The organism is Aromatoleum toluclasticum ATCC 700605 (assembly GCF_000378245.1).
Taxonomy (GTDB): domain Bacteria; phylum Pseudomonadota; class Gammaproteobacteria; order Burkholderiales; family Rhodocyclaceae; genus Aromatoleum; species Aromatoleum toluclasticum.
The window spans coordinates 240,300-265,060 of sequence record NZ_KB899493.1 but is presented as its reverse complement, the minus strand read 5'-3'; the positions used below and the strand labels follow the sequence as shown (position 1 = coordinate 265,060).

Sequence of the window (24,761 nt, the reverse complement as noted above, 5' to 3'; positions counted from 1 at the left end):
ATCATGCGCTGGGTTCTTCCCGATCACATCCAGGACGCGCTGCCGTCCGAAGCCGAAAAGCTCGAGCGCCTACGCCGGCGCCTGCTCGACGCCTTCCGCAGCCATGGCTACCAGCTGGTCGTGCCGCCGCTGCTCGAATACCTCGATTCGCTGACCACCGGGGCAGGGCAGGATCTCAAGCTGCGCACCTTCAAGCTGGTCGACCAGTTGTCGGGCAAGACGATGGGCGTGCGTGCCGACATGACGCCGCAGGTCGCCCGCATCGACGCGCACCTGCTCAACCGTGCGGGGGTGTCGCGCCTGTGTTACTGCGGCAGCGTGCTGCACGCACTGCCTTCGACGCTCACCGCTACGCGCGAGCCTCTTCAACTCGGTGCTGAGCTTTACGGCCATGCCGGCATCGACGCCGACATCGAGATCGTGCGCCTGCTCTCCGAAGTGATGCGCCTCGCGGAAGTGCCGGCCAGCCGCATCGATCTGGGGCATGTCGGCCTGTTCCGTGTGCTCGCTGCTCGTGCCGGGATGGTGCCGGAGCGCGAGGAGGAGCTTTTCGACCTGTTGCAGGCGAAGGACGTGCCGGGCCTGCGCGAGCTGCTGGCTGACGTTGCGGAGCCGGCGCGTTCGGCGTTGCTGGCCTTGCCGGCGCTGTATGGCGGCGCAGACGTGCTGGACGAGGCGCGCCGCTGCCTGCCCGACGAGCCCGAGATCCGCGCCGCGCTCGATGACTTGAGCACGCTCGCGGCTGCGCTCGCGGACCTGCCGATCAGTTTCGACCTTGCCGATCTGCGCGGCTACCACTATCACAACGGAGTGGTGTTCGCAGCCTACGGCAGCGGCTCGCCCGCTGCACTTGCGCTCGGCGGGCGCTACGACAGTATCGGTCAGGCATTCGGCCGCGCCAGGCCGGCGACGGGCTTCAGCCTCGACCTGCGCGAGCTGGCCCTGCATCTGCCCGATGCGACCGAGCCGGGCGCCATCCTTGCGCCGGCAGTCGCGAATGAGGCTCTGCAGGTTGCGGTCGCGCAACTGCGTGCGCAGGGAGAGGTCGTGATGACGGCCCTGCCGGGACATGAAGGAAGCTGGAAGGAGGCCGGTTGCGACCGGCAACTGATCGAGCGTGACGGCCGCTGGACGGTCGGGGCGCTTCAGGGAGAATGAAGTAAATGTCAAAGAACGTAGTGGTTGTCGGTACCCAGTGGGGCGATGAGGGCAAGGGCAAGATCGTTGACTGGCTCACCGATCATGCCAAGGGTGTGGTGCGCTTCCAGGGTGGCCACAACGCCGGCCATACGCTGGTGATCGGCGCCAACGAATACAAGCTCAACCTCGTGCCGTCGGGCATCGTGCGTGAAGGCGTCGCCTGCTATATCGGCAATGGCGTGGTGCTCGACGCGCATCACCTGCTGTCCGAGATCCGCGTGCTCGAAGCCGGCGGCATCAAGGTGCGCGAGCGCCTGCGCATCAGCCCGGGCTGCCCGCTGATCCTCGGTTATCACTCGGCGCTCGATCGCGCGCGCGAGGCGGCGAAGAGCGCCTCCGACAAGATCGGCACGACCGGAAAGGGCATCGGCCCGGCCTACGAGGACAAGGTCGCCCGCCGTGCGCTACGCGTGTATGACCTGTTCGACCGCGAGCGCTTCGCCGACAAGCTGCGCGCGAACCTCGAATACCACAACTTCGTGCTGACCCAGCATCTGGGCGCCGATGCGGTCGACTTCCAGACCGTGTTCGACCAGGCGATGGCCGACGCCGAAGAGATCCGTCCGATGGTGGCCGACGTCTCGGCCGAGCTGTACGCGGTCAACAAGGCCGGCGGCAGCCTGCTGTTCGAGGGCGCGCAGGGCACGCTGCTCGACATCGACCACGGCACCTACCCCTTCGTCACGTCGAGCAACTGCGTCGCGGGCCAGGCCGCGGCCGGTTCCGGCGTCGGCCCGGGCCGCCTGCACTACGTGCTGGGCATCACCAAGGCCTACTGCACGCGCGTCGGCGGCGGACCCTTCCCGACCGAGCTCGACATCGACACCGCCGGCGTGCCCGGTCACCAGATGTCGACCAAGGGGCGCGAGTTCGGCACCGTCACGGGGCGCAAGCGCCGCTGCGGCTGGCTGGACCTCGCCGCGCTGAAGCGCTCGATCATCATCAACGGCGTGACCGGGCTGTGCATCACCAAGCTCGACGTGCTCGACGGCCTGTCGGAGCTGAAGCTGTGCACGGGCTACATGCTCGACGGCCAGCGCATCGACCTGTTGCCGATGGGCTCGGAGGAAGTGACGCGCTGCGAGCCGATCTACGAAACGATGGCCGGCTGGAGCGGCACGACCTTCGGCGCGCAGAGCTGGGACGCGCTGCCGCAGGAGGCGCGCGCCTATCTGCACCGCATCGAGGAAATCATCGAGGTGCCGATCGACGTGATCTCGACCGGCCCCGAGCGCGACGAGACCATCCTGCGCCGCCATCCGTTCGGAGCCTGAGCGGGCTTGACGGGTACGGAAACGCTGAACGACCCGGGGTCGGCACCGACCGGCCCCGTGCACCCGCCGGTTCCGGCGGGTGCGTCGTCGGGCAGCGTTGCCGTTCGCGGGGCGGGGTTCGGTGCTGGCGAATGTGGCCGGTTCGAACGGGCAGCACAAAAAGCAAAAGCCGGTCTTTCGACCGGCTTTTGCCTGGATATGGTGCCCAGAAGAGGACTCGAACCTCCACGCCTCGCAGCGCTAGTACCTGAAACTAGTGCGTCTACCAATTCCGCCATCTGGGCAAGAGCGCGCATTATAGCGACTTGTTTGCGGATGGCCAAGAGGGATTCGGTCATCGTAGGGCGGGAGCAGCGCAGCGTATCCCGCCACTGGCGGTTCGGGAAGGCGACCCCCGGAGTGGCGGGAGCCGTGTCGTCCCGCTGCAGCCTCGTCGCGGGATCGGTCGGCGATCGGCAACAAAAAAGCCGACACAAGGTCGGCTTTCCTGTAGAACTGGTGCCCAGAAGAGGACTCGAACCTCCACGCCTTGCAGCGCTAGTACCTGAAACTAGTGCGTCTACCAATTCCGCCATCTGGGCAAGAGCCGCGCATTATAAGCGCCAAATTTTGAATGTCAACGAGTAAAACAATGAAAAAAGAAAAAGGGAAAACGCCCAAGGCCGCAGCAGGTGGCAGCCAACGCAAACCCAGCCCCGTCCGCAGTGCCGATCCGTTCTACGAGCGGGAGTCCGCCACGTACGATCACCCCCTGCCGAGTCGGGAATACGTCCAACAGACGCTCGCCGAGCAGGGCGTGCCCATGAGTTTGCAGGAGCTGTGCGCCGCGCTCGACGTGAGTCCGGACGAAGCGGGACTCTTCGAGCGTCGCCTGCGCGCGATGCAGCGCGACGGCGAGCTGTTGCGCAACCGGCGCGATGCCTACCTGCTGCCGAACAAGGCCGATCTGATTCGCGGGCGCGTGTCGGGACATGCGGACGGTTTCGGTTTCCTGATCCGCGACGACGCTCAGCCCGACGTGTTCCTCGGTCCGAAGGAGATGCGCGAGGTGCTGCACGGCGATCGCGTGATCGTCCGCATCACGGGCCTCGACCGTCGCGGCCGTCCCGAGGGCAAGGTCGTGGAGGTGCTGGAGCGCGCAAACACGCGCATCGTCGGCCGCGTGCTGAACGAGCATGGGGTGCAGGTGGTCGTACCGGAGAACCGGCGTATCGCGCAGGACATCTTGGTGGCGCCGGGGGGCAAGAAGGCCTTGCCGGGCCAGGTCGTCACCGTCGAGCTGATCGAACAACCGACCAAGTTCGCGCAACCGATCGGCCGCGTGATCGAGGTGCTCGGCAACTACGCGGATCCGGGCATGGAAATCGAGATCGCCCTGCGCAAGCACGAGCTGCCGTTCGAGTTCTCTTCCGAGGCGAAGGCCGAGACGCGCAAGCTGCCGGCCGCCGTGCGCAGGAAGGACTGGGCGGGGCGCGAGGACATCACGAAGCTGCCGCTCGTGACGATAGACGGCGAAACGGCGAAGGATTTCGACGACGCGGTGTATTGCGAGCGGCAGGGACGCGGCTACCGCCTGATCGTCGCGATCGCCGATGTGTCGCACTATGTGCAGCCGGGCAGTGCGCTGGACGTGGAATCCCAGGATCGCGGCAATTCGGTGTATTTCCCGCGGCGCGTGATCCCCATGCTGCCCGAGAAGCTGAGCAACGGCCTGTGTTCGCTCAACCCGCAGGTCGAGCGCCTGTGCATGGTGTGCGACATGAGCATCGGCCCGACGGGGGAAATCAAGGCCTACCGCTTTTACCCGGCGGTGATGTTCTCGCACGCCCGCCTGACCTACAACCAGGTCGCGGCGGCCCTGTACGACAAGGACAAGGCCGCGCTGGATACGGTCGGCGCGTTGCTGCCGCACCTGGAAAACCTCGACAAGCTGTTCCGCGTACTGCTGAAGGCGCGCGCGAAGCGCGGTGCGATCGATTTCGAGACGACCGAGACGCGCATGATCTTCGACGACACGGGCAAGATCGACCGCATCGTGCCCGAGGTGCGCAACGACGCGCACCGCCTGATCGAGGAGTGCATGCTCGCTGCGAACGTGTGTGCGTCGGAATTCCTGCAGGAACGCGAACACCCGGCCTTGTACCGCGTGCATGAGGGCCCGACGCCGGAGAAGCTGGAAAAGCTGCGCGGCTTCCTCGCGGAGTTCGGGCTCGGCGTCGGCGGAGGTGACGATCCGAAGGCGGGCGACTACGCGAAGCTGCTGGAGAAGGTCAAGGACCGGCCGGACGCGCAACTGCTGCAGACGGTGATGCTGCGCTCGCTGCGCCAGGCGGTGTATAGCCCGGACAACGTCGGGCACTTCGGCCTGGCGTACGAGGCCTACACCCACTTCACGTCGCCGATCCGCCGCTATCCCGACCTGCTGGTGCATCGTTCGATCAAGGCGGCGCTGGAGAACCGTCTCTACGCGGCCGGCGACTGGGATGCGATCGGCCTGCACTGCTCGTCGACCGAGCGGCGCGCGGACGACGCGACGCGCGATGTCGTCGCGTGGCTGAAGTGCTATTACATGCAGGACAAGGTCGGTGCGGAGTTTTCCGGCAGCGTGTCGGCGGTGGTACCCTTCGGCCTCTTCGTCGCCCTCGACGACATTTTCATCGAAGGGCTGGTCCATATTTCGGACCTCGGCAGCGATTATTTCCACTTCGACGAGACGCGCCACGAGCTTGCCGGCGAGCGCACCAGCGTGCGCCACCGCCTGTCGGATCGCGTGCGCGTGCAGGTCGTCCGGGTGGATCTCGAGACGAGCAAGATCGACTTCCGGCTGATCGAAGGCGCGCAGCGGGCGACCGAGCGGGCAGGCAAGACTGCGAAGGACAAGGGGGCGAAGGCCCCGGAGGCCGTCGTCGCGGCAGCGGTGGTGATCGAGCCGGCGGAGAAGACGGGCAAGTCCAGGGCCTCTTCAGGCGCTCGCAAGGCCGTGAAGGCCAAGGCAACGGTGGCTGTGGCTGAAGCGCCGACCGTCGATGAACGTCCCGTGGCGGTGAAGCCGGCAAAGGCAGAGGGCGCGAAAAAGGCCGGGAAGGCGGCCCCCAAGCCCGCGGCTCGCCCGGTGCATACGGATGTCGCGGACAAGGCCGACGCGACGGCGGCGAAGGCGAAGCAGGCGAAGCAGGCGAAGCAGGCTGCGAAAGCGCCTCCGGAAGTGAAGGCTGCCGGCGCCGGAAAGCGCGCGAACGCGGTGAAGGCCGTTGGGCCGGCTCCGGCGGAAGCGGTCAAGCCCGTCGCGCGGGCGAAGAAGGGCGCGAAGGCGGCGTCCGTGCCTGCGCCGGCGCCGAGCGGGTCTAAGGCAGCGAAAGCGGTGAAGGCCGCGAAGACGGTGACGGCAACGGCGCCCAAGACTGCGGAAGATGCGGGCGACGTCTCGCCCGGGAAAGAGGTCAAGGCCGTGAAAGCGGCGAAGGCACCTCGGGCGAAGAAGCCCGCAGCGGCCGAAACGAACAACGAAACAGCAGGATCCTCCAGGAAAGTGAAACGCCGTGGCTAACAAACCTACAAGCCGTTCCCGCCCGCAGCAGCCGGGCAACGATGACGCGCCCGCCGGCGGGCGCACCGAGTCGCGCCTGATCTACGGCTTCCATGCCGTGCTGGGCAAACTGCGCCGCGACCCCGAGGCGGTGTTCGAGCTGTACCTGTCGTCGAGCCGGACCGATGCGCGTTCGAAGGACGTCGTACGGTTGGCCGAGGCGCAGAAGGTGCGCATGATTCAGGCGGAGTCCGACCGCCTCGACGGCATGGTCGGCACGCGGCGCCATCAGGGCGTCATCGCGCGCGTCGATGCGCGCAGCCGCGACCTCAAGCTCGCCGACGTGCTCGACGTGCTGGAAGAGAACGCGTTGATCCTGGTGCTCGACGGCGTGCAGGATCCGCACAACCTCGGCGCCTGTCTGCGCGTCGCGGACGCGGCGGGCGCGCACGCGGTGGTCGCGCCGAAGGACCGCGCGGTCGGGCTCAACGCGACGGCGGTGAAGGTCGCGAGCGGCGCGGCCGATTCGGTGCCCTACGTCACGGTGACCAACCTCGCGCGCGCACTGCGCGAGATGCAGGAAGCCGGCGTGTGGGTGGTGGGCGCTGCGGGCGAGGCCGAGAAGTCGGTGTACGAGATCGACCAGAAGGGTCCGGTCGCGTGGGTGATGGGCGCCGAAGGCGAGGGGCTGCGGCGGCTGACGCGCGAGACCTGCGACGAGCTGGCGAAGATCCCGATGCTTGGGACGGTCGAGAGTCTCAACGTGTCGGTCGCGAGCGGCATCTGCCTGTTCGAGGCGCGGCGTCAGCGCGGCGGCTGAGCGCGGCGACCTGGCATGGTCGTGTGAGCGGCTTCGGCGTCAGCAGGGCGGGATGAAGTCCCGCCGCTCGTCCGGGGTTCCGTCGGTTGCGCCCGGCATCACGGCGGGATCGGTGGGATACACTTGCTTTCTCCCGCCCTACGGGGGCGTCTCCGTTTTCCGGTTCACGGCGGCGCGGATCTTGCATAATCTTCGACATGCTTCGCGTACTCGTCATCGATGAATCACGTGCCCGGGCGGCGGAAATCTGTGCCGGGCTGGCGCTCGCCGGTCATCAGGTGGCGGCGGTGCTCGCGTCTTCGTCGGACCTGTCGGCGCAGATCGAGGCGATCCGGCCGGACGTGATCCTGATCGAGACGGATGCGCCGTCGCGCGACACGCTGGAGAACCTCGCGGTGATGAACGCGGAGATGCCGCGGCCGGTGATCATCTTCGCGCAGGAAGGCGACCAGGAGACGATACGCGCGGCGGTGAAGGCGGGCGTGTCGACCTACGTCGTGGACGGCCTCGATCCGCAGCGCCTGAAGCCGGTGATCGACGTGGCGGTGGCGAGCTTCGAGGAGCATCAGGCGCTGCGCAGCGAGCTTGCGGCGGCGACGAAGAAGCTCTCGGAGCGCAAGCTGATCGACCGCGCGAAGGGCCTGCTGATGAAGTCGCGCGGGCTGGATGAGGCCGAGGCCTACGCGACGCTGCGCAAGCTGGCGATGGAGCGCGCGAAGCCGATGGCGGCGGTCGCGCAGGATCTCATCGACATGGCGAAGTACCTGTTGTAGCCATTCTCGGGACGGCCGTGGCGGGATGCGCTGCGCTCCTTCCGCCCTACACCGCACCCGCCCTACACCGCACCCGCCCTACACCGTACCGGTCCTACACCGTACCGGTCCTACACCGTACCGGTCCTACACCGTACCGGTCCTGGCGCGCGCCATTGGTGCGAAAGCCCTTCTTGGTGCACTGCAATAGTGCGCCCTCGGACCCCCGGGATACCCGTTCGTCCTCCTTCATCGTGGGACGGAAGGCCCTGTGCGAAAGGGTTTCCGAGCTTTCTCCTGCCTCTGGCACAGCCCCTGCTAAAGGAGATCCGAGTCGGATCAATGGCGGTTCGACGACGGATTGACCGGCCCCAATGTCGGGGTCGTGCAAGCTACGGACAACGGCGTCCATCCCTGTGGCGGAATCCTCGCGATTCGCTGCGGGCGATGTGCGCCGTTTTCGTTTTTCGGCCTGCAGGGAGATGAAGATGAGTGCGTTCGAGGACAAGAGCATGTCGCGACGGGAGTTCGTGCGGCGGACGGTGGCGCTTTCGGGAGCGGCGATGATGGGTTCGACGGGATTGGGCGTGGGCGGCGGCGCGTGGGCGGCAGGCTCGGATGCGCCGGAGAAGAAGGAGATCCGCGTCGGTTTCATCCCGCTGACGGACTGCTCGTCGGTCGTGATGGCGGCGGTGCAGAAGTTCGACGAGAAGTACGGCATCAAGATCATCCCGAGCAAGGAGGCGAGCTGGGCGTCGGTGCGCGACAAGCTGGTGTCGGGCGAGCTCGACGCGGCGCACGTGCTGTACGGGCTGGTGTATGGCGTGCATCTGGGCATCGGCGGGCCGAAGAAGGACATGGCAGTGCTGATGAGCCTGAACAACAACGGCCAGGCGATCACGCTCGCGAGCAAGCTGAAGGAGCAGGGGGTGACCGACGGCGCGGGGCTGCGGAAGCTGATCACGGCGAAGCCGGGTGAATACACTTTCGCGCAGACCTTCCCGACCGGCACGCACGCGATGTGGCTGTACTACTGGCTGGCGGCGCACGACATCAACCCGATGAAGGACGTGAAGGTCATCACCGTGCCGCCGCCGCAGATGGTCGCGAACATGCGCGTGGGCAACATGGACGGTTTCTGCGTCGGCGAGCCGTGGAACAACCGCGCGATCATGGACAGGGTCGGCTTCACCGCGGTGACGACGCAGGACATCTGGACCGATCACCCGGAGAAGGTGCTGGGGACGACCGCGGACTGGGTCGCGAAGCATCCGAACGCGGCGCGCGCGCTCACCGCCGCCATCCTGGAGGCCGGGCGCTGGATCGACGCGTCGCTGCCGAACCGGCGCACGACGGCGGAGACGGTGGCGCAGAAGTCCTATGTGAACACCGACATGGACGTGATTCTCGAACGCATGCTCGGGCGCTATTCCAACGGCCTGGGCAAGAGCTGGGACGACCCGAACTACATGAAGTTCTACAACGACGGGGCGGTGAACTTCCCCTACCTGTCGGACGGCATGTGGTTCCTGACGCAGCACCGGCGCTGGGGTCTGCTCGACAAGGACGTCGATTACCTGGCGGTCGCGAAGCAGGTGAACCGCATCGACATCTACAAGCAGGCCGCCACCGCGGCGAACGTGCCGCTGCCGAAGAGCGACATGCGCAGCCACAAGCTGATCGACGGCACGGTGTGGGACGGCAGGGATCCGGCGAAGTATGCCGGGTCGTTCAAGGTGCGGGCGTAAGCGGGGGACCGGCGATGAGCGCGACAGCGACGATGGGCGTGGCGCCGGCTCCGGCGGCCGACGAGAGCGACGCGAAAGTGGTGGATCTGAAGGCCGCGCGACCGGCGGCAGGCAAGGGGGAGACGGTGCGCAGCGCTGCGGCGCGGGCGAGGCACGGCGCCGGGGCGGCGTTGAGGGGCTGGCTGCGCGCGCTCGCCGGGGCGGTGCTGCCGCCGCTGGCGGGGCTCGCGCTGCTGGTCGGCCTGTGGCATCTGGCGACGATGAACGGGGGCGGCATCCCGAGCCCGGGCAAGACCTGGGACGCGGCGGTGACGATCTTCGCCGACCCCTTCTACCAGGCCGGCCCGAACGACCAGGGCATAGGCTGGAACGTGCTGGCGTCCCTGCAGCGCGTCGCCGTCGGCTTCGGCATCGCGGCGCTGGTCGGCATCCCGGCCGGCTTTCTGCTGGGGCGCTTCGCGGTGCTGTCGCAGATGATGAACCCCATCATCAGCCTGCTGCGCCCGGTGTCGCCGCTGGCGTGGCTGCCGATTGGCCTGCTGGTGTTCCAGCGCGCCGACCCGGCCGCGACCTGGACGATCTTCATCTGCTCGATCTGGCCGATGATCCTCAACACCGCGCAGGGCGTCACGCGCGTGCCGCAGGACTACCTCAACGTTGCGCGCGTGCTGAACCTGTCGGAATGGAAGGTGTTCACGAAGATCCTGTTCCCGGCGGTGCTGCCCTACATGCTCACCGGCATCCGTCTGTCGATCGGCACGGCGTGGCTGGTGATCGTCGCCGCCGAGATGCTCACGGGCGGCGTCGGCATCGGCTTCTGGGTGTGGGACGAGTGGAACAACCTCAAGGTCGAGCACATCATCATCGCGATCTTCGTGATCGGCATCGTCGGCCTGGTCCTCGAGCAGGCGTTGATGCTGGTAGCGCGGCGCTTCAACTACGAAAACCGCTGAGTGGTGGAGGAGATCATCATGAAGAAAATCGTACGGATCGAGAACGTCGGGCAGGTGTTCGGCACGAAGAATGGCCCCTTCACGGCGCTGCAGGGTATCAATCTCGACATTCACGAGGGCGAGAGCATCGCACTCATCGGGCACTCGGGCTGCGGCAAGTCGACGCTGCTGAACCTGATCGCGGGGCTCACCCGCCCCACTTCCGGCGTGATGCTGTGCGACGGGCGAGAAATCGCCGGCCCCGGCCCGGAACGCGCGGTGGTGTTCCAGAACCACTCGCTGCTGCCCTGGCTGACCTGCTACGACAACGTCCATCTCGCGGTGGACCGCGTGTTCGGCGCGAAGGAGGGCAAGGCGAGGCTCAAGCAGCGCACGCAGGACGCGCTCGCGCTGGTCGGGCTCACGCACGCCGAGACGAAGTTCCCGCACGAGATCTCGGGCGGCATGAAGCAGCGCGTCGGCATCGCGCGCGCGTTGTCGATGGAGCCGCGCATCCTGCTGATGGACGAGCCCTTCGGCGCGCTCGACGCGCTGACGCGCGCGACGCTGCAGGACGAACTGGTGAAGATCGTCGCGGCGACGAAGGCGACGATGGTGATGGTGACGCACGACGTCGATGAGGCGGTGCTTCTATCGGATCGCGTCGTGATGCTCACCAACGGGCCGGCGGCGACCATCGGCGAGATCCTCGACGTGAAGCTCGCGCGGCCGCGCGACCGGTTGGCGCTGGCGGAGGAACCGGAGTTCGCGCACTGCCGCGCGGCGGTGCTGGATTTCCTCTACAAGAAGCAGCTGAAACGCGCGGCGTGAGCGGCGCCTCGCCGGGAGGAGGGCGCTGCCTTCCTCCTGCGCTTGCGTTCTTCGGTGCGGCCGTGCGGCGCATGTCACGACATACGGGTGACTAGGCAATGATGCGCGGTTATCATCTCCCACGCCCGGAACCGGAGAATAACTGCGATGGCAATGCACTTTTACTACAGCGGACACACCTACGAGATCGAGACAGCCCCGCTGACGTGGGGCGATGCCTCGGCGAATGCGCTGGGACTCGCATGGAGCGATGGCGGCCGACTGGAGGCAGCGGGAGGCGGGGCGATGATCGTGCCGTCCTACCTGTCGATGATCGACTCCAGCGCCGAGAATGTCGCGATCCTGAAGAATCTGAAGGCTTCGGTCGCCAAGGGGGCAACGACAGCCGCGGACGGCGGCGGCGCGAGCTATCTCTGGCTCGGAGCTTCGGACGTGCAAAGCGAGGGCAGTTGGCAGTGGCTGGACGGCAGACTGCTTGGGGCGGGCTACCAGAACTGGGGCTCCGGCAGCCTCGGCAGCGAGCCGGACGATTTCGGCGGCGCGCAGGACTTCCTCGCCATCGCGACGGGCAGGTGGCCGGCGCCGGCCGGCGGTCTCGGCGCGGCCGGGCAGTGGAACGACCTCGACGGTTCGAATCTGCTGTGGTCGGTCGTCGAGTGGGACGGCCTGATCGGCACTGTCGGCAACGACAAGCTGGTTGGCACCACGGGCGATGACGTCATCGACGGCAATGCCGGCAACGACACGATCAAGGCGGGCGACGGCGACGACATCATCTACATGGGTACGGGCAACGACAAAGTCGATGCCGGTAATGGCAGCAACGCGGTCTTTGCCGAGGTCGGCCTGATTGACGAGAACGACGGCGCCGATCGCATCACTGCAGGCAGCGGCGACGATTTCATCGCCTCGGGCACCGGCAACGACAACGTGCGTGCCGGCGACGGCAACAACGTCGTGCTGGGCGGTTCGGGTGACGACATCATTACCACCGGTGCCGGCAACGACATCATCGATCCGGACGGCTACTATGCGGAAGATGGTGTGGCCGCGTCGGGCAACGATACGATCAAGACCGGCGCCGGTGACGACCTGATTTTCCTCGGCGAGGGGGCGGACAAGGTCTGGGGTGGCGCGGGCAGCGACACCTTCGTGTTCGACACGCTGTTCACGCCGCCCAGCACCACGGTGTTCAAGCAGGACGGCACGAAGGTGACCAAGGCGACGGTGCATCGCATCAATGATTTCGACGCAACCGTCGACAAGCTGGGCTTCGACGCGAACGAGTTCCAGTCCCTCGCCGGATTTACCGCGACGAACTTCGTCAAGGGCAGCGGGTTGAGCGGTGCCAGCTCGAACGAGACGGGCGTGGACGATTTCCTGATCTACGATACGGCGTCGGGCAAGCTCTACTACGACGAGGATGGCAACGGGGACGGCGCCGCGCCGGTCCTGCTCGGCATCGTGACCGGCCGGATGGCCGATCTGGATGCGTCCGATATCGTGATCTTCGCGTAATTCCGCGTCGCGGCGCCCCCGCAGGGGGTGTCGTGCGCCGATCGCCCGTCCTCTGCGCGTGCCTGCGGTGCCTTGCCGCAGGCCGGATCAATCCTGATCCTTCTCCCGCCATTCTTGCCGGGGGCGCTATGTTGTGGTGCAGCATCATGCGCCATGCACCGATATGGTGCCTGCGTCCCGCCCCCTTGTGCCCGGGTCTTCCTCGCTGGTGCGAGGATAATCGATTTAAAAATAATAGCTTACGTCTCAATGTGGGGGCTGGCACCCATCTTGCGATAAGGAGTCCGTAGGCCGGGGCAACGAGGCTCCGGCTTGAAATGCTTGATGCAGGGCATGCGGACAACGGCGTCCGTCGTTTCTTCGGGAACCCAGTTCCCGGGGGCGACGTGGCGCCGTTTTTTTTCGCCTTACGAAGTGGAGAACGATCATGGCCAAGGTGTTTCTCGTCGGTGCCGGCCCCGGAGCTGCAGACCTGCTGACGCTGCGCGCGGCGCGCGCCATCGGACAGGCCGACGTGCTGCTGGCCGATGCGCTGGTGACGGACGAAGTGCTGGCGCTGGCGAAACCGACGGCGCGCGTGCTGCGCGTGGGCAAGCGCGCGGGGATGAAGTCGGCGGCGCAGGAGTTCATCCATCGCGCGATGGCGCGCTACGCCCGCCGTGGCCTGACCGTGGCGCGCGTGAAGGGGGGCGACCCCTTCGTGTTCGGGCGCGGCGGCGAGGAGATGGATTACCTGCGCGCGCTCGGCATCGAGGTCGAGGTGATCCACGGCCTGACCGCCGGCGTCGCGGTCGCGGGCGCGGCCGGTATCCCGGTGACGCATCGCGCGCACTGCTTCGGCGTGACGATGGTGACCGGTCACACCGAGGACGGCACTGAACCGGACTGGTCGGCGCTGGCGAAGAGCGGCACGACGCTGGTGATCTACATGGGACTCGGCGCGCTCCCGCGTATCGCCGGGCGCCTCGCCGCGGGCGGTCTGTCCTGTGCGACGCCGGCCGCGGTGATCGCCCACGGCACGCTGCCGACGCAGCAGCAGGTGGTCGGCACGCTCGCCGACATCGCCGAACGCGCCCGCGAGGCCGCGCTGCCCGCGCCCGCGCTGATCGTCATCGGCGAGGTCGCGGCCTACGCCGAAGCCCGCATCGCCGACGCTGTCCCCGCATTCACCGAATTCGCTTCCCGCGCTGCCTGAAGGAGCCCGCCATGAAAAAGATGAAACTCGTGATGATCGGCAACGGCATGGCCGGCTGCCGCACGCTCGAAGAGCTGCTGAAGCTCGCACCGGACCTGTACGACATCACGGTGTTCGGCGCCGAGCCGCACGGCAACTACAACCGCATCCTGCTGTCGCCGGTGCTCGCGGGCGAGATGACGCTGCCCGAGATCATGCTCAACGATCTCGACTGGTACCGCGACAACGCCATCACGCTGCACGCCGGCAAGATGGTGACGAAGATCGACCGCACCAAGCGCAAGGTCATCGCCTCCGACGGCACGGAAGCCGAGTACGACCGTCTGCTTATCGCGACTGGTTCGACGCCCTTCATCCCGCCGATCCCCGGCGCGGACCTGCCGGGCGTGCTCGCCTACCGCGACATCGGTGACACCGAGGCGATGATCGAAGCTTCGACGCAGTACAAGCACGCGGTCGTGATCGGCGCGGGCCTCCTCGGCCTGGAAGCCGCGAACGGCCTGATGCTGCGCGGCATGAGCGTGACGGTCGTGCATCTGGCCGACTGGATCATGGAGCGCCAGCTCGACAAGCCGGCCGCCGACATGCTGCAGGCTTCGCTCGAAGCGAAGGGGATGAACTTCCTGCTGTCAAAGCAGACGGAGGCGCTGGTGCGGGGCGAGAGTGGACGCGTGTCCGCGGTGCGCTTCAAGGACGGCATGGAGATTCCGGCCGACCTCGTCGTCGTCGCGGCCGGCATCCGCCCGAATTTCGCGTTGGCGGAATCGGCCGGCATCTACTGCGGCACGGGCCGTGTGCGCGGTATCCACGTCTCGGACACGCTGCAGACCGTGACCGACCCGCGCGTGTATGCGGTCGGTGAGTGCGTCGCGCACCGCGGCATCGCCTATGGTCTGGTCGCGCCGCTGTTCGAGCAGGGCAAGGTCGCGGCGAACCATCTCGCGAACTTCGGCATCGGCCGCTACGAGGGCTCGGTGACCTCGACCAAGCTCAAGGTGACGGGCATCGACGTGTTCTCGGCGGGCGACTTCTCGGGCGGGGCGGACACCGAGGACATCGTGCTGCACGACAAGCAGGGCGGCGTCTATAAGCGCATCGTCATCAAGAACAACCGCATCGTGGGTTCGGTACTGTACGGCGACACTGCGGACGGCTCGTGGTACTTCCAGCTGATGAAGGACGGCCAGGACATCCATGCGATCCGCGACCACCTGATGTTCGGTCAGAACCATCTGGGCGACGCCGGCCACAAGGGCGAGAACCGGGCCGCGTCAATGGCCGACACGGCCGAGGTGTGCGGCTGCAACGGCGTGTGCAAGGGCACCATCGTCAAGGCGATCAAGGAGAAGGGCCTGTTCACGCTGGACGAGGTCAAGAAGCACACGAAGGCCGCGTCCAGCTGCGGCTCCTGCACCGGGCTCGTCGAGCAGATCCTGGCGTCGACGGTCGGGGGGGCCTATCAGGCGGTGAGCGCGCACGACAAGGCGGTGTGCGGCTGCACCGAGCTGTCGCATGGCGACGTGAGGAAGGCGATCCGCGACCACAGGCTGCTGACCATCCCCGAGACGATGGAAACGCTGTCGTGGAAGACGCCGAACGGCTGCTCGACCTGCCGCCCGGCGCTCAACTACTACCTGATCTCGACCTGGCCGCACGAGGCGAAGGACGATCCGCAGAGCCGCTTCATCAACGAACGCGCGCACGCCAACATCCAGAAGGACGGCACTTATTCGGTCGTGCCGCAGATGCTCGGTGGGGTGACGACGCCGGCGGAGCTGAAGCGCATCGCCGAGGTTGCCGAGAAGTATCACGTGCCGACCGTGAAGGTCACCGGCGGCCAGCGCATCGACCTGCTGGGCATCAGGAAGGAGGACCTGCCGAACGTGTGGAAGGACCTCGGCATGCCTTCGGGCCACGCCTACGGCAAGAGCATCCGCACGGTGAAGACCTGCGTCGGCGCCGAGCACTGCCGCTTCGGCACGCAGCGTTCGATGTCGATGGGCATCGACCTGGAGAAGATGCTCTTCGGCATGTGGAGCCCGCACAAGGTGAAGCTCGCGGTGAGCGGGTGTCCGCGCAATTGCGCCGAGGCCGGCATCAAGGACGTCGGCGTGATCGGCGTCGATTCGGGCTGGGAGCTCTATGTCGCCGGCAATGGCGGCATCAAGACGGAAGTGGCGCAGTTCCTGTGCAAGGTCGCGACGCGCGAGGAAGTGATGGAGTACTCGGGCGCCTTCCTGCAGCTCTACCGCGAAGAGGGTTACTACCTCGAGCGGACCGTCCATTACGTCGAGCGCGTGGGTCTGGAGCACGTGAAGAAGCACGTGCTGGAGAACGCCGAGAACCGCAAGGCCTTGTTCGAGCGGCTGCTGTACGCGCTGCAGGACGCGAAGGACCCGTGGGCCGAGCGCTACGCCGCCGAGGCCGTGCCCGCGGTGCGCCGCGAATTCGAAATCCTTGAAGCCTGAGACGGGAGCGAATCGATGAACACCCTTGAAATCAGCGTCGCCGCCGGCTGGAAGGACATCTGTGCCGTCGAGGACATCCCCGTGCTCGGTTCGCGCGTCGTGAAGGCGGCGCGCGGCGGGGACATCGCGATCTTCCGCAACGCGGACGACGAGGTCTTCGCGCTGCACGACAAGTGCCCGCACAAGCAGGGCCCGCTGTCGCAGGGCATCGTGCATGGGCGGCAGGTTACCTGCCCGCTGCACAGCTGGAAGATCGAGCTCGACTCGGGCAGCGCGGTCGCGCCGGATGTGGGCTGCACGAAGTCCTTCGAGGTGAAGGTCGAGGGCGGCCGGGTGTTGCTGAAAGTCTGATGGAACGTAGGGCGGGAGGAGCCGAAGGCGTATCCCGCAAATCGGACCGTCAAGCCCCACCCGACCGCCGCGTGGCGGGATGCGCTTCGCTCCTCCCGCCCTACATCGCCGCATTCGTATTTCGGAGCTGTACCAATGGACAAGAAATCCTTCCTCAAGGCCGGACACCCGCCGACGCTGCTGGCTTCCTTCCTGTACTTCGACCTGGCCTTCATGGTGTGGGTCATCCTCGGGCCGCTGGGCGTGCAGATCGCCAAGGACCTCGGCCTGGATCACGCGCAGAAAGGCCTGATGGTCGCGGTGCCGGTGCTGGCCGGCGCGATCCTGCGCATCCTGATGGGCGTGCTGGTCGATCACCTGAAGCCGAAGATGGCCGGCGCGATCGGGCAGGTCATCGTGATCGGCGCGCTCTTCGTCGCGTGGCAGTTCGGCATCCACACTTATGAACAGACGCTGCTGCTGGGCGTGTTCCTCGGCTTCGCCGGCGCGGCCTTCGCGGTGGCGCTGCCGCTGGCGTCGCGCTGGTATCCGCCCGAGCACCAGGGCACGGCGCTGGGGATCGCAGGGGCCGGCAACTCGGGCACCGCGCTCGCGGCGCTGTTCGCGCCGGGGCTCGCGATGGCCTACGGCTGGACCAACGTGTTCGGCCTCGCGCTGATCCCGCTGATCGCGGTGTTCGCGTTCTACCTCGTGGTCGCGAAGGATGCGCCCGAGTGCCCGCCCGCGAAGCCGCTGACCGAGTACTTCAAGGTGCTCAAGGACAAGGACGCGTGGTGGTTCATGTTCTTCTATTCGGTGACCTTCGGCGGCTTCGTCGGCCTGGCATCCTCGCTGACGATCTACTTCAATACGCAGTACGGGCTGGATGCGAAGATGGCGGGCTACTTCACGGCGGCCTGCGTGTTCGCGGGTTCGATGGTGCGCCCGATCGGCGGCCGCGTCGCGGACCGCATCGGCGGCATCAAGAGCCTGTCGGTGATGTACGTGTTCGCGGCGGTCTTCCTCGCCATTGTCGGCCTCGGGTTGCCGGAGGCGTGGATGGCGCTCGCGGTGTTCGTGGCGGCGATGCTGGCGCTTGGCATGGGCAACGGCGCGGTGTTCCAGCTCGTGCCGCAGCGCTTTCGCAGGGAGATCGGCGTGATGACCGGGCTCGTGGGCATGGCGGGCGGCGTCGGCGGCTTCTACCTCGCGTCCTCGCTGGGCTACGCGAAGCAGGCCACCGGCAGCTACCAGATGGGCTTCATGATCTTCGCCGCGCTCGCGCTCGCCGCGCTGATCGGGCTCACGTCGGTGAAGACGCGGTGGCGCACCACCTGGGGTGCGGCGCACCTCACGTCGGCGCGCATCTGAGCCACGAACGGCACGAGCGGAGAGCCCGGCATGAACAAGCCTGCGACCTTGTCAGCACGACGATTCGAGGGGGCGTCTTCCGTTCGCCCTGAGCCCGTCGAAGGGCGGGGCTCGGCAGGGCTTCGACAGGCTCAGCCCGAGCGGATTTCCGGTTCCGCGGCGGGGGATGCGCCCGCGGCTGGACGCCGCCCGGGCAAGGTCGCGCCGCTCTCCGTGCGCCTCGGCCACGCCACCGAACAGGGCCTGCGCCCGCGCAACGAGGATTTCGTCGGCGCGGCGACCCCGGAAGGTGCGGAACTGGAAGCGAAGGGCCTGATGCTGGCGGTCGCGGACGGCGTCGGCGGCCATGCCAACGGGCGCGAGGCCGCGGAATACACGGTGCGCGGGCTGCTGGCGGACTACTACGCGACGCCCGATACGTGGAGCGTCGAGAAGTCGATCGACACGGTCGTCGGCGCGATCAACCGCTGGCTGCTCGCGCAGTCCGCGAAGTCGCGCGACTACGCCGGCATGGCGACGACGCTCACGGCCGTCGTGCTGCGCGGCAGGCGCTACTACGTCGCGCACGTCGGCGACTCGCGCGCCTACCTGTGGCGCGACGGCGCGCTGCGGCGCCTGACCGAGGATCACACCTGGGAGCACCCCGAACTCGACAACGTGCTGCGCCGCGCGGTGGGGCTCGACGCGCAGCTGCTGATCGACTTCGACGACGGCGAGCTGGCGGTCGGCGATCGTTTCGTGCTGGTGAGCGACGGTGTGTGGAACACGCTCGGCGACGCGGGCATGGGCGAGCTGCTCGCGCGCGAGGACGAACCGCAGGCCGCCGCCGACGCGCTCGTGCTCGAAGCGCTGCGTCGCGGCGCGACCGACAACTGCACGGCGCTGGTCGCCAACGTCGACGCGGTGCCCGCCGACAACCTGCGCGACCGCCTCGCCAGCGGCCGACGCCTGCCCCTGCCGCCGCGGCTCAAGGTCGGCGAGACGATGGATGGCCTGCGCGTCGAGGAGCTGCTGCACGAGTCGCGCGTGACCCTGCTGTACCGCGTGACCCGCATCGTCGACGGCGCCGCGCTGGTGCTCAAGACCCTGCGCCAGGAGGAGGGCGACGAGGAGGCGATGGCGTCGCTGGTGCGCGAGGAATGGCTCGCGCGCCGCGTGCCCGGCCACGGTTTTCCGCGCGTGTGCGAGCACCCGGGGCGCGACCATCTGTATTACCTGATGAGCTGGCACGAGGGCGAGACGCTGAAGGCCAGCCTCGCGCGCGGCCACCGCTACGCGGCGCACGAGCTGGTGCCCATCGGCACCGCGCTGCTGCGCGCGGTCGCGTCGCTGCACCGGCTCGGCATCGTGCATCGCGACATCAAGCCCGACAACGTACATCTCGACCGCCACGGCGAGCTGCGCGTGCTCGACCTCGGCGTCGCGGCGTCCGACGGCACGCATGGGGCCGAACCGCTGCGCGAGATCAACAACCCCGGCACGCCGTCCTACATGGCGCCCGAGCTTTTCGCCGGCCGGCAGGCCAACGAGGCGAGCGATCTCTACGCCTGCGGCGTGACGCTGTACGAACTGCTGACGCGCAAGTACCCCTACGGCGAAGTCGAACCCTTCCAGACCCCACGCTTCGGCGAGCCCGTGCGCCCGACGCGCTACCGGCCGGACACGCCGGAGTGGCTCGAGAGCGTGTTGATGAAGGCCTGCGCGCGCGAGCCAAAGGAGCGCTTCGAGACGGCCGAGGAGTTTCTCGTCGCGCTCGAACGCGGCGCCCATCGGCCCCTCGCGACCCACCGGCGGGCACCGCTGGCGACACGCAACCTGACGCTGACGCTGAAGATCGTCGCGCTGGGGTCGCTGCTGCTGAATGTGGTTTTGCTGTACCTGCTGAGTCGGCGCGGATAAAGAACAGATGACGACCCCCGGAGAGATCACGATGGAAACGAAAGCCACCTGCCCGTACTGCGGCGTCGGCTGCGGCGTCCTCATCGAACATGACGGCGCGCGCATCACCGGCGTGCGCGGCGACCCCGAGCACCCGGCGAACTTCGGCCGTCTGTGCACCAAGGGCGCCACGCTGCACTTCACCGCGCGCCGCGAGACGCGCCTGCTGTACCCCGAACTGCGCACCGCGCGCGGCGAAGCCCGCCGCCGCGTGGGCTGGGACGAAGCGCTGGGCACCGCCGCACAGCGTTTCGCCGACGTGATCAAGGACCACGGCCCGGACGCGGTGGCGTTCTACATCTCCGGCCAGCTGCTGACCGAGGACTACTACGTCTTCAACAAGCTGATGAAGGGCCTGATCGGCTCGAACAACGTCGACACCAACTCGCGCCTGTGCATGTCGAGCGCGGTCGCCGCCTACAAGCAGACGCTGGGCGCGGACGCGCCGCCCTGTTCGTACGAGGACTTCGCCGCGACCGACTGCCTGCTGATCGCGGGCGGCAACCCGTCCTATGCGCACCCCATCGCCTTCCGCCGCATCGAGGACGCGAAGGCCGCGCGGCCGGACATGAAGATCATCGTCGTCGACCCGCGCCGCACCGACACCGCGGCCACCGCCGACCTGCACCTGCCCATCCTGCCCGGCACGGACATCTGGCTCTTCAACGCGATGCTCAACGTGCTGCTGTGGGAAGGCCTCGTCGACAACGCCTTCATCCGCGAACACACGGAAGGGTTCGATGCGCTGCGCGAGCACGTGCGCGAGATCACGCCCGCGGTCGCGGCCGAGGTGTGCGGCGTGAAAGCGGACGACATCCGCAGCGCCGCGCGCTGGTGGGGCGAAGCGCCGCGCGCGATGTCGCTGTGGTGCCAGGGCCTGAACCAGTCCACGCACGGCACGCACAACGGCGCGGCGCTGATCGCGCTGTCGCTCGCCACCGGCAAGATCGGCAAGCCCGGCTGCGGCCCGTTCTCGATGACCGGCCAGCCCAACGCGATGGGCGGGCGCGAAGTCGGCGGCCTCGCGAACCTGCTGTCCGCGCATCGCGACCTGGCGAACCCCGAGCACCGCGCCGAAGTCGCGCGCCTGTGGGGCGTGCCGGACGTGCCGGAAAAACCCGGCCTCACCGCCGTCGAGCTCTTCGATGCGATGCACGACGGCCGCATCAAGGCCGTGTGGATCGCCTGCACCAACCCCGCGCAGTCCTTGCCCGAGCTTGAACGCGTGCGCGAGGCGCTCGCGCGCTGCGACTTCGTCGTGCTGCAGGAAGCCTACGGCAACACCGAGACCGCGCCCTTCGCCGACCTGCTGCTGCCGGCCGCGACCTGGGGCGAGAAGGAAGGCACGGTGACGAACTCAGAGCGCCGCATCACGCACGTCAATCGCGCCATCCCCGCGCCGGGCGAGGCGCGTGCCGACTGGGACATCGTGTGCGACTTCGCGCGCCGGCTGGGCCCGCGGATCGGCAAGCCCGAGGCCGCGCGCCTGTTCGGCTATCCAGGTCCGGAAGCGATCTTCGCCGAACACGCGCAGACGACGCGCGGGCGCGACCTCGACATCACCGGCCTCAGCTACGCGCTGCTCGACACGCGAGGCCCGCAGCAGTGGCCCTTCCCCGAAGGCGCGAGCGAAGGCGCCGTGCGCCTCTACGCCGACGGTCGCTTCCCCACCGCCGACGGCCGCGCGCGCTTCGTCGTGCCGACGACGAAACTCACCGCCGAACGCGCCGACGCCCGCTACCCGCTGCGCCTCACCACCGGCCGCCTGCGCGACCAGTGGCACGGCATGAGCCGCACCGGCAAGGTCGCGCGCCTCTACAACCACGTCGACGAGGCGCGCATCGAGCTCAACGCCGACGACATGCAGCTGCGCGGCATCAGCGACGGCGAGCTCGTGCGCGTGAAGAGCCGGCGCGGCGAGATCGTGCTGCGCGCGGCCGCGTCGAACGAGATCCGCTCCGGCCAGGCCTTCGTCGCGATGCACTGGGGTGCGAACGCGCTGAACTCGGGCGGCGTCAACATGCTCACCCTGCGCGAATTCGACCCCTGGTCGAAGCAGCCGGAACTCAAGCACGCCACGGTGCAGGTCGAGAAGGCGAAGCTGCCGCACCAGGCGCTGATCATGCGCGGCGAGCCCGAGGGCGCGACGACGGGAGCGACGACGGGAGAGGGCGGCGAGAGGGATCCCGCCGGCGTCACCCTCGAGCGCGCCGCACGCCTCATCCCGTGGCTGGAGCGCTTCGCCTACGCCTCGCTCGCGCTCGCCGGCCGCGACCATCCCGCCGTGGTGCTGCGCATCGCGCACGACCAGCCGATCCCCCAGGCCTGGCTCGACGAGCTCGACGCGCTGCTGGGCCTCGACGACGAGCGCTGCCTCGCGTACAGCGATGCGCGCCGCGGCATCACCAAGCGCGCGCGCATCGAGGACGGCCTCCTCGTCGGCCTGCGCCTCACCGGCGAAACCGCCGCCGCCGGCTGGCTGCGCGACGTGCTGGTCGAACGCCAGCCGACCGCCGAACTGCGACGCTGGATCCTCGCGCCGCTGGCGAGTCCGCCGGCCGCCGCGAAGAGCCGTGGGCGCATCGTATGCAACTGCCTCAACGTGTCGGAAAGCGACATCGCCGCAGCAATCGCCGGCGGTGTCGGCTTCGATGCGCTGCAGGAGAAGCTGAAATGCGGCACCAGTTGCGGCTCCTGCGTGCCCGAGATCAAGCGCATGGTCGCGGCCGGGCAAAGTGCCGCCTGATCGAGGGTAGGGGCTGACGCAAACGGCGCGAGCAATCGCGATGAACGGGCCTTGCCCCGCGCAGGAAAAGACATATGGATTTGACGATTTCTTGACGCAAATCGAGGTAGAGTCGCGCCTTGCCTGCGGCCAGCCGTCGTGCTGTCTCGCGATTATCCTGATGTCCCGGGCCCGTCGGCATGCATGTTTGGCAGGATCTGCCTTGGCCTGCCGCGTGCCCCGTGATGGCCACAATCGAGCAACGCATGCGCGACGACTCCAACGTTTCAGTCCTTGGCCCGGTCCCGATCCGGCGCCACCCCTGGCTAACGCTTACTCATCCGCGCACCGGGCTGATCGCGATAATGCTGCTGGCGTTCGTGCTGATTGGCGCGGGTCTGGGTCTGCGCGAGCCGTCGAACGTGGACGAGGAGCGCTTCCTTGGCGTTGCGCTCGAGATGCTGCAGAACGGCTCGTGGATCATTCCTCATCGGGCCGGGCAGATCTACCCCGACAAGCCGCCGCTCTTCATGTGGATCGTGGCCTTCCTGATCCGTGTCACCGGCTCGCCGAAGCTTGCCCTGTTCCTGCCGGCCGTGATCGCGGGCACGGTGGCAACCGGCTGCCTGTACGATCTGGGGCGGCGCTGGTGGAACCGCCGCATCGGTGTCATCGCCGCCCTGCTGTTTCTCGCCTGCTTCCAGACCTACAACGTGCTCCGCGCGGGACAGCTCGACGGCCTGCTGTGTCTGTGGATCGCCCTCGGTACGTACGGACTGCTGCGCCACCTGATCCAGGGGCCGGCATGGGGCTGGTTCTACGTTGCCTGCGCCGCGATGGGCTTCGGCGTGATCACCAAGGTCATCGGTTTCCTCCCGCTGTTCATGCTCCTGCCCTACGCCTATGCGGTACGCAAGGGCTGGAAGGGCGTCGGACCCGTGCCGGGCGAGCCGCTGCGCTGGGCCCTGGGGGGCGTCGTGATGATCGCGGCGGTCGCCGTATGGGCGGTTCCTCTCGCCGCCACCGTGCTGCTGCATGGCGACCCGGAAAGCCTGGCCTACCTGCAGGACGTCACGCTGCGGCAGACGGCCGAGCGCTACACCAATGCCTGGATGCACCGCGAACCGGTCTGGTTCTATTTCACGAACGTCATTCCGGAGGCATGGACGCCGATCATCTTCGGGCTGCCGTGGCTGGTGCCGGCATGGCGCCGACAGCTGCTGAAGAAGGACGGTCGCCTGCTGGTGCTGTTGGGCTGGGCCGTAATGATCGTGCTGTTCTTCTCGCTCAGCACCGGCAAGCGCAAGCTCTACATCTTCCCTGCGCTGCTGGGCATCGTGCTGGCGGTCGCGCCGTTGGTGCCATGGTTGTTGCAGCGCTGGTTCGACGGGCGTCCGCGCCTGCGGCGCATATTCACCGGCGTCGCGGTGGTGTGGTTCGGCGCCTGGTTCGTCGCCGGTTTCGTCGAGCCAATCAAGGATGGACCCAATCCCCACGCAGGGGTCATGCGCCAGACCGCCAAGTTGACGGGGGGCGCGGAGCTGCTTCTCATTGAATGGCGCGAAGGGCACTGGCTCTACGCGCGCCAGCCGATCGTGCATTTCGGCTTCCAGTCGCGTGCGGGCGTCGACGAGGCCGCGCAGTGGTTGCGCGCGCACCCGCAGGCCTTCGCGCTGGTCCCCGCGCGCGAGCTGTCGCAGTGCTTCGTGCCGGAGAAGGCCCGCAAGGTCGGCGATACCTCCCGGGCGGAGTGGTTCGTCGTCGGGCCCGATGCGGACAACGGCCGGTGCCGGACGGAGCTGCCGTCGAAAGAGTTCCGCTTCGCCTGGCGTACACCGCTCTGACGCGCAGCGCGCTGCGATGACGTCGCGTGCCCGTCGCGGACAGGATGTCCGGGTTCACGAAGACGATGCAGGCCATCGTGAGGAAGGACGTCAGGCTGGCCAGTAGTTCCGCCCTGACGTCCGTGTCTGCGTGGAAAACTCGAAGAAGCCTTGCAACGTCCTGTTCCAAAAGGGAACGAGCGGCGCAGTCTGCCGGGCGCCACCGTCGTGAGCAATTGTTGTTACACGGAATCCCGCCTCCGCCGGTCAGTTTGGGCAACGTGTTGGCGCAACGTGGTTGCATGACGTT

16 protein-coding genes and 2 tRNA genes are annotated in these 24,761 nt (G+C 67.6%); 16 read left to right on the top strand and 2 right to left on the bottom strand.

The features are described 5' to 3' along the window. The first annotated feature begins 3 nt into the window (after positions 1 to 3). Together F464_RS0106725 and F464_RS0106720 are read left to right on the top strand one after the other, a co-directional pair. Positions 4 to 1,158, top strand: coding sequence for an ATP phosphoribosyltransferase regulatory subunit (locus F464_RS0106725; protein ID WP_018989023.1), 1,155 nt, complete (start codon positions 4 to 6; stop codon positions 1,156 to 1,158). A 5-nt stretch (positions 1,159 to 1,163) separates the two neighbouring features. Beyond that, positions 1,164 to 2,474, top strand: a complete 1,311-nt coding sequence (locus F464_RS0106720) for an adenylosuccinate synthase (RefSeq protein ID WP_018989022.1) — start codon at positions 1,164 to 1,166, stop codon at positions 2,472 to 2,474. A 199-nt stretch (positions 2,475 to 2,673) separates the two neighbouring features. Here the strand turns inward: F464_RS0106720 and F464_RS0106715 are convergent. Continuing rightward, a tRNA-Leu gene (locus tag F464_RS0106715) sits at positions 2,674 to 2,758 on the bottom strand. Positions 2,759 to 2,970: 212 nt separating this feature from the next. Continuing rightward, positions 2,971 to 3,055, bottom strand: a tRNA-Leu gene (locus F464_RS0106710). Positions 3,056 to 3,105: 50 nt separating this feature from the next. Between F464_RS0106710 and rnr the strand changes: the two genes are divergently transcribed. The 14 genes from rnr to F464_RS0106640 all read left to right on the top strand — a co-directional run bounded on the left by rnr (position 3,106) and on the right by F464_RS0106640 (position 24,472). Further along, on the top strand, positions 3,106 to 6,021 hold the full coding sequence (gene rnr / locus F464_RS27955) for a ribonuclease R (RefSeq protein WP_084600425.1): 2,916 nt from the start codon (positions 3,106 to 3,108) through the stop codon (positions 6,019 to 6,021). Then, on the top strand, positions 6,014 to 6,820 hold the full coding sequence (rlmB, locus tag F464_RS0106700; RefSeq protein ID WP_018989020.1) for a 23S rRNA (guanosine(2251)-2'-O)-methyltransferase RlmB: 807 nt from the start codon (positions 6,014 to 6,016) through the stop codon (positions 6,818 to 6,820). The genes rnr and rlmB overlap by 8 nt, the downstream gene beginning before the upstream one ends. A 197-nt stretch (positions 6,821 to 7,017) precedes the next feature. After that, positions 7,018 to 7,593: an ANTAR domain-containing response regulator gene (locus F464_RS0106695; RefSeq protein WP_018989019.1), complete on the top strand. Its 576-nt coding sequence runs from the start codon at positions 7,018 to 7,020 to the stop codon at positions 7,591 to 7,593. 467 nt (positions 7,594 to 8,060) lie between these two features. Beyond that, a complete protein-coding gene (locus tag F464_RS0106690) occupies positions 8,061 to 9,320 on the top strand; it encodes a CmpA/NrtA family ABC transporter substrate-binding protein (protein ID WP_018989018.1) in 1,260 nt (419 codons plus the stop codon). 14 nt (positions 9,321 to 9,334) lie between these two features. Then, positions 9,335 to 10,273: a nitrate ABC transporter permease gene (gene ntrB / locus F464_RS0106685; protein ID WP_026295811.1), complete on the top strand. Its 939-nt coding sequence runs from the start codon at positions 9,335 to 9,337 to the stop codon at positions 10,271 to 10,273. 18 nt (positions 10,274 to 10,291) lie between these two features. Continuing rightward, positions 10,292 to 11,083: an ABC transporter ATP-binding protein gene (locus F464_RS0106680; RefSeq protein WP_026295810.1), complete on the top strand. Its 792-nt coding sequence runs from the start codon at positions 10,292 to 10,294 to the stop codon at positions 11,081 to 11,083. A gap of 147 nt (positions 11,084 to 11,230) precedes the next feature. Beyond that, positions 11,231 to 12,601: a hypothetical protein gene (locus F464_RS0106675; protein ID WP_018989015.1), complete on the top strand. Its 1,371-nt coding sequence runs from the start codon at positions 11,231 to 11,233 to the stop codon at positions 12,599 to 12,601. A gap of 427 nt (positions 12,602 to 13,028) precedes the next feature. Next, positions 13,029 to 13,796, top strand: a complete 768-nt coding sequence (gene cobA / locus F464_RS0106670) for a uroporphyrinogen-III C-methyltransferase (protein WP_018989014.1) — start codon at positions 13,029 to 13,031, stop codon at positions 13,794 to 13,796. A gap of 11 nt (positions 13,797 to 13,807) precedes the next feature. Further along, positions 13,808 to 16,264, top strand: a complete 2,457-nt coding sequence (gene nirB, locus F464_RS0106665; RefSeq protein ID WP_018989013.1) for a nitrite reductase large subunit NirB — start codon at positions 13,808 to 13,810, stop codon at positions 16,262 to 16,264. Positions 16,265 to 16,279: 15 nt separating this feature from the next. Beyond that, complete coding sequence (gene nirD, locus F464_RS0106660; RefSeq protein WP_018989012.1) at positions 16,280 to 16,615, top strand: nitrite reductase small subunit NirD; 336 nt, start codon at positions 16,280 to 16,282, stop codon at positions 16,613 to 16,615. A gap of 135 nt (positions 16,616 to 16,750) precedes the next feature. After that, positions 16,751 to 17,965 carry a nitrate/nitrite transporter gene (locus tag F464_RS0106655; protein ID WP_018989011.1) on the top strand — a complete coding sequence of 405 codons (1,215 nt, stop codon included), beginning with the start codon at positions 16,751 to 16,753 and terminating at the stop codon, positions 17,963 to 17,965. A 30-nt stretch (positions 17,966 to 17,995) separates the two neighbouring features. Further along, a complete protein-coding gene (locus F464_RS0106650; protein WP_232428846.1) occupies positions 17,996 to 19,864 on the top strand; it encodes a bifunctional protein-serine/threonine kinase/phosphatase in 1,869 nt (622 codons plus the stop codon). A 31-nt stretch (positions 19,865 to 19,895) separates the two neighbouring features. Then, positions 19,896 to 22,649 (top strand): nitrate reductase, encoded by a 2,754-nt coding sequence (locus F464_RS0106645; RefSeq protein ID WP_084600424.1) that lies wholly within the window; start codon positions 19,896 to 19,898, stop codon positions 22,647 to 22,649. A 224-nt stretch (positions 22,650 to 22,873) separates the two neighbouring features. After that, the gene (locus F464_RS0106640; RefSeq protein ID WP_232428848.1) at positions 22,874 to 24,472 is read left to right on the top strand and encodes an ArnT family glycosyltransferase; all 1,599 of its coding nucleotides are present in this window, start codon (positions 22,874 to 22,876) and stop codon (positions 24,470 to 24,472) included. Positions 24,473 to 24,761 lie beyond the last annotated feature (289 nt).

Coding starts and splice junctions, on each gene's coding strand:
- F464_RS0106695 (WP_018989019.1), top strand. CDS start 7,018: ATGCTTCGCGTACTCGTCATCGATGAATCACGTGCCCGGGCGGCGGAA.
- F464_RS0106675 (WP_018989015.1), top strand. CDS start 11,231: ATGGCAATGCACTTTTACTACAGCGGACACACCTACGAGATCGAGACA.
- F464_RS0106680 (WP_026295810.1), top strand. CDS start 10,292: ATGAAGAAAATCGTACGGATCGAGAACGTCGGGCAGGTGTTCGGCACG.
- F464_RS0106650 (WP_232428846.1), top strand. CDS start 17,996: ATGAACAAGCCTGCGACCTTGTCAGCACGACGATTCGAGGGGGCGTCT.
- rnr (WP_084600425.1), top strand. CDS start 3,106: ATGAAAAAAGAAAAAGGGAAAACGCCCAAGGCCGCAGCAGGTGGCAGC.
- F464_RS0106720 (WP_018989022.1), top strand. CDS start 1,164: ATGTCAAAGAACGTAGTGGTTGTCGGTACCCAGTGGGGCGATGAGGGC.
- nirD (WP_018989012.1), top strand. CDS start 16,280: ATGAACACCCTTGAAATCAGCGTCGCCGCCGGCTGGAAGGACATCTGT.
- F464_RS0106655 (WP_018989011.1), top strand. CDS start 16,751: ATGGACAAGAAATCCTTCCTCAAGGCCGGACACCCGCCGACGCTGCTG.
- F464_RS0106645 (WP_084600424.1), top strand. CDS start 19,896: ATGGAAACGAAAGCCACCTGCCCGTACTGCGGCGTCGGCTGCGGCGTC.
- ntrB (WP_026295811.1), top strand. CDS start 9,335: ATGAGCGCGACAGCGACGATGGGCGTGGCGCCGGCTCCGGCGGCCGAC.
- F464_RS0106725 (WP_018989023.1), top strand. CDS start 4: ATGCGCTGGGTTCTTCCCGATCACATCCAGGACGCGCTGCCGTCCGAA.
- F464_RS0106640 (WP_232428848.1), top strand. CDS start 22,874: ATGGCCACAATCGAGCAACGCATGCGCGACGACTCCAACGTTTCAGTC.
- F464_RS0106690 (WP_018989018.1), top strand. CDS start 8,061: ATGAGTGCGTTCGAGGACAAGAGCATGTCGCGACGGGAGTTCGTGCGG.
- cobA (WP_018989014.1), top strand. CDS start 13,029: ATGGCCAAGGTGTTTCTCGTCGGTGCCGGCCCCGGAGCTGCAGACCTG.
- nirB (WP_018989013.1), top strand. CDS start 13,808: ATGAAAAAGATGAAACTCGTGATGATCGGCAACGGCATGGCCGGCTGC.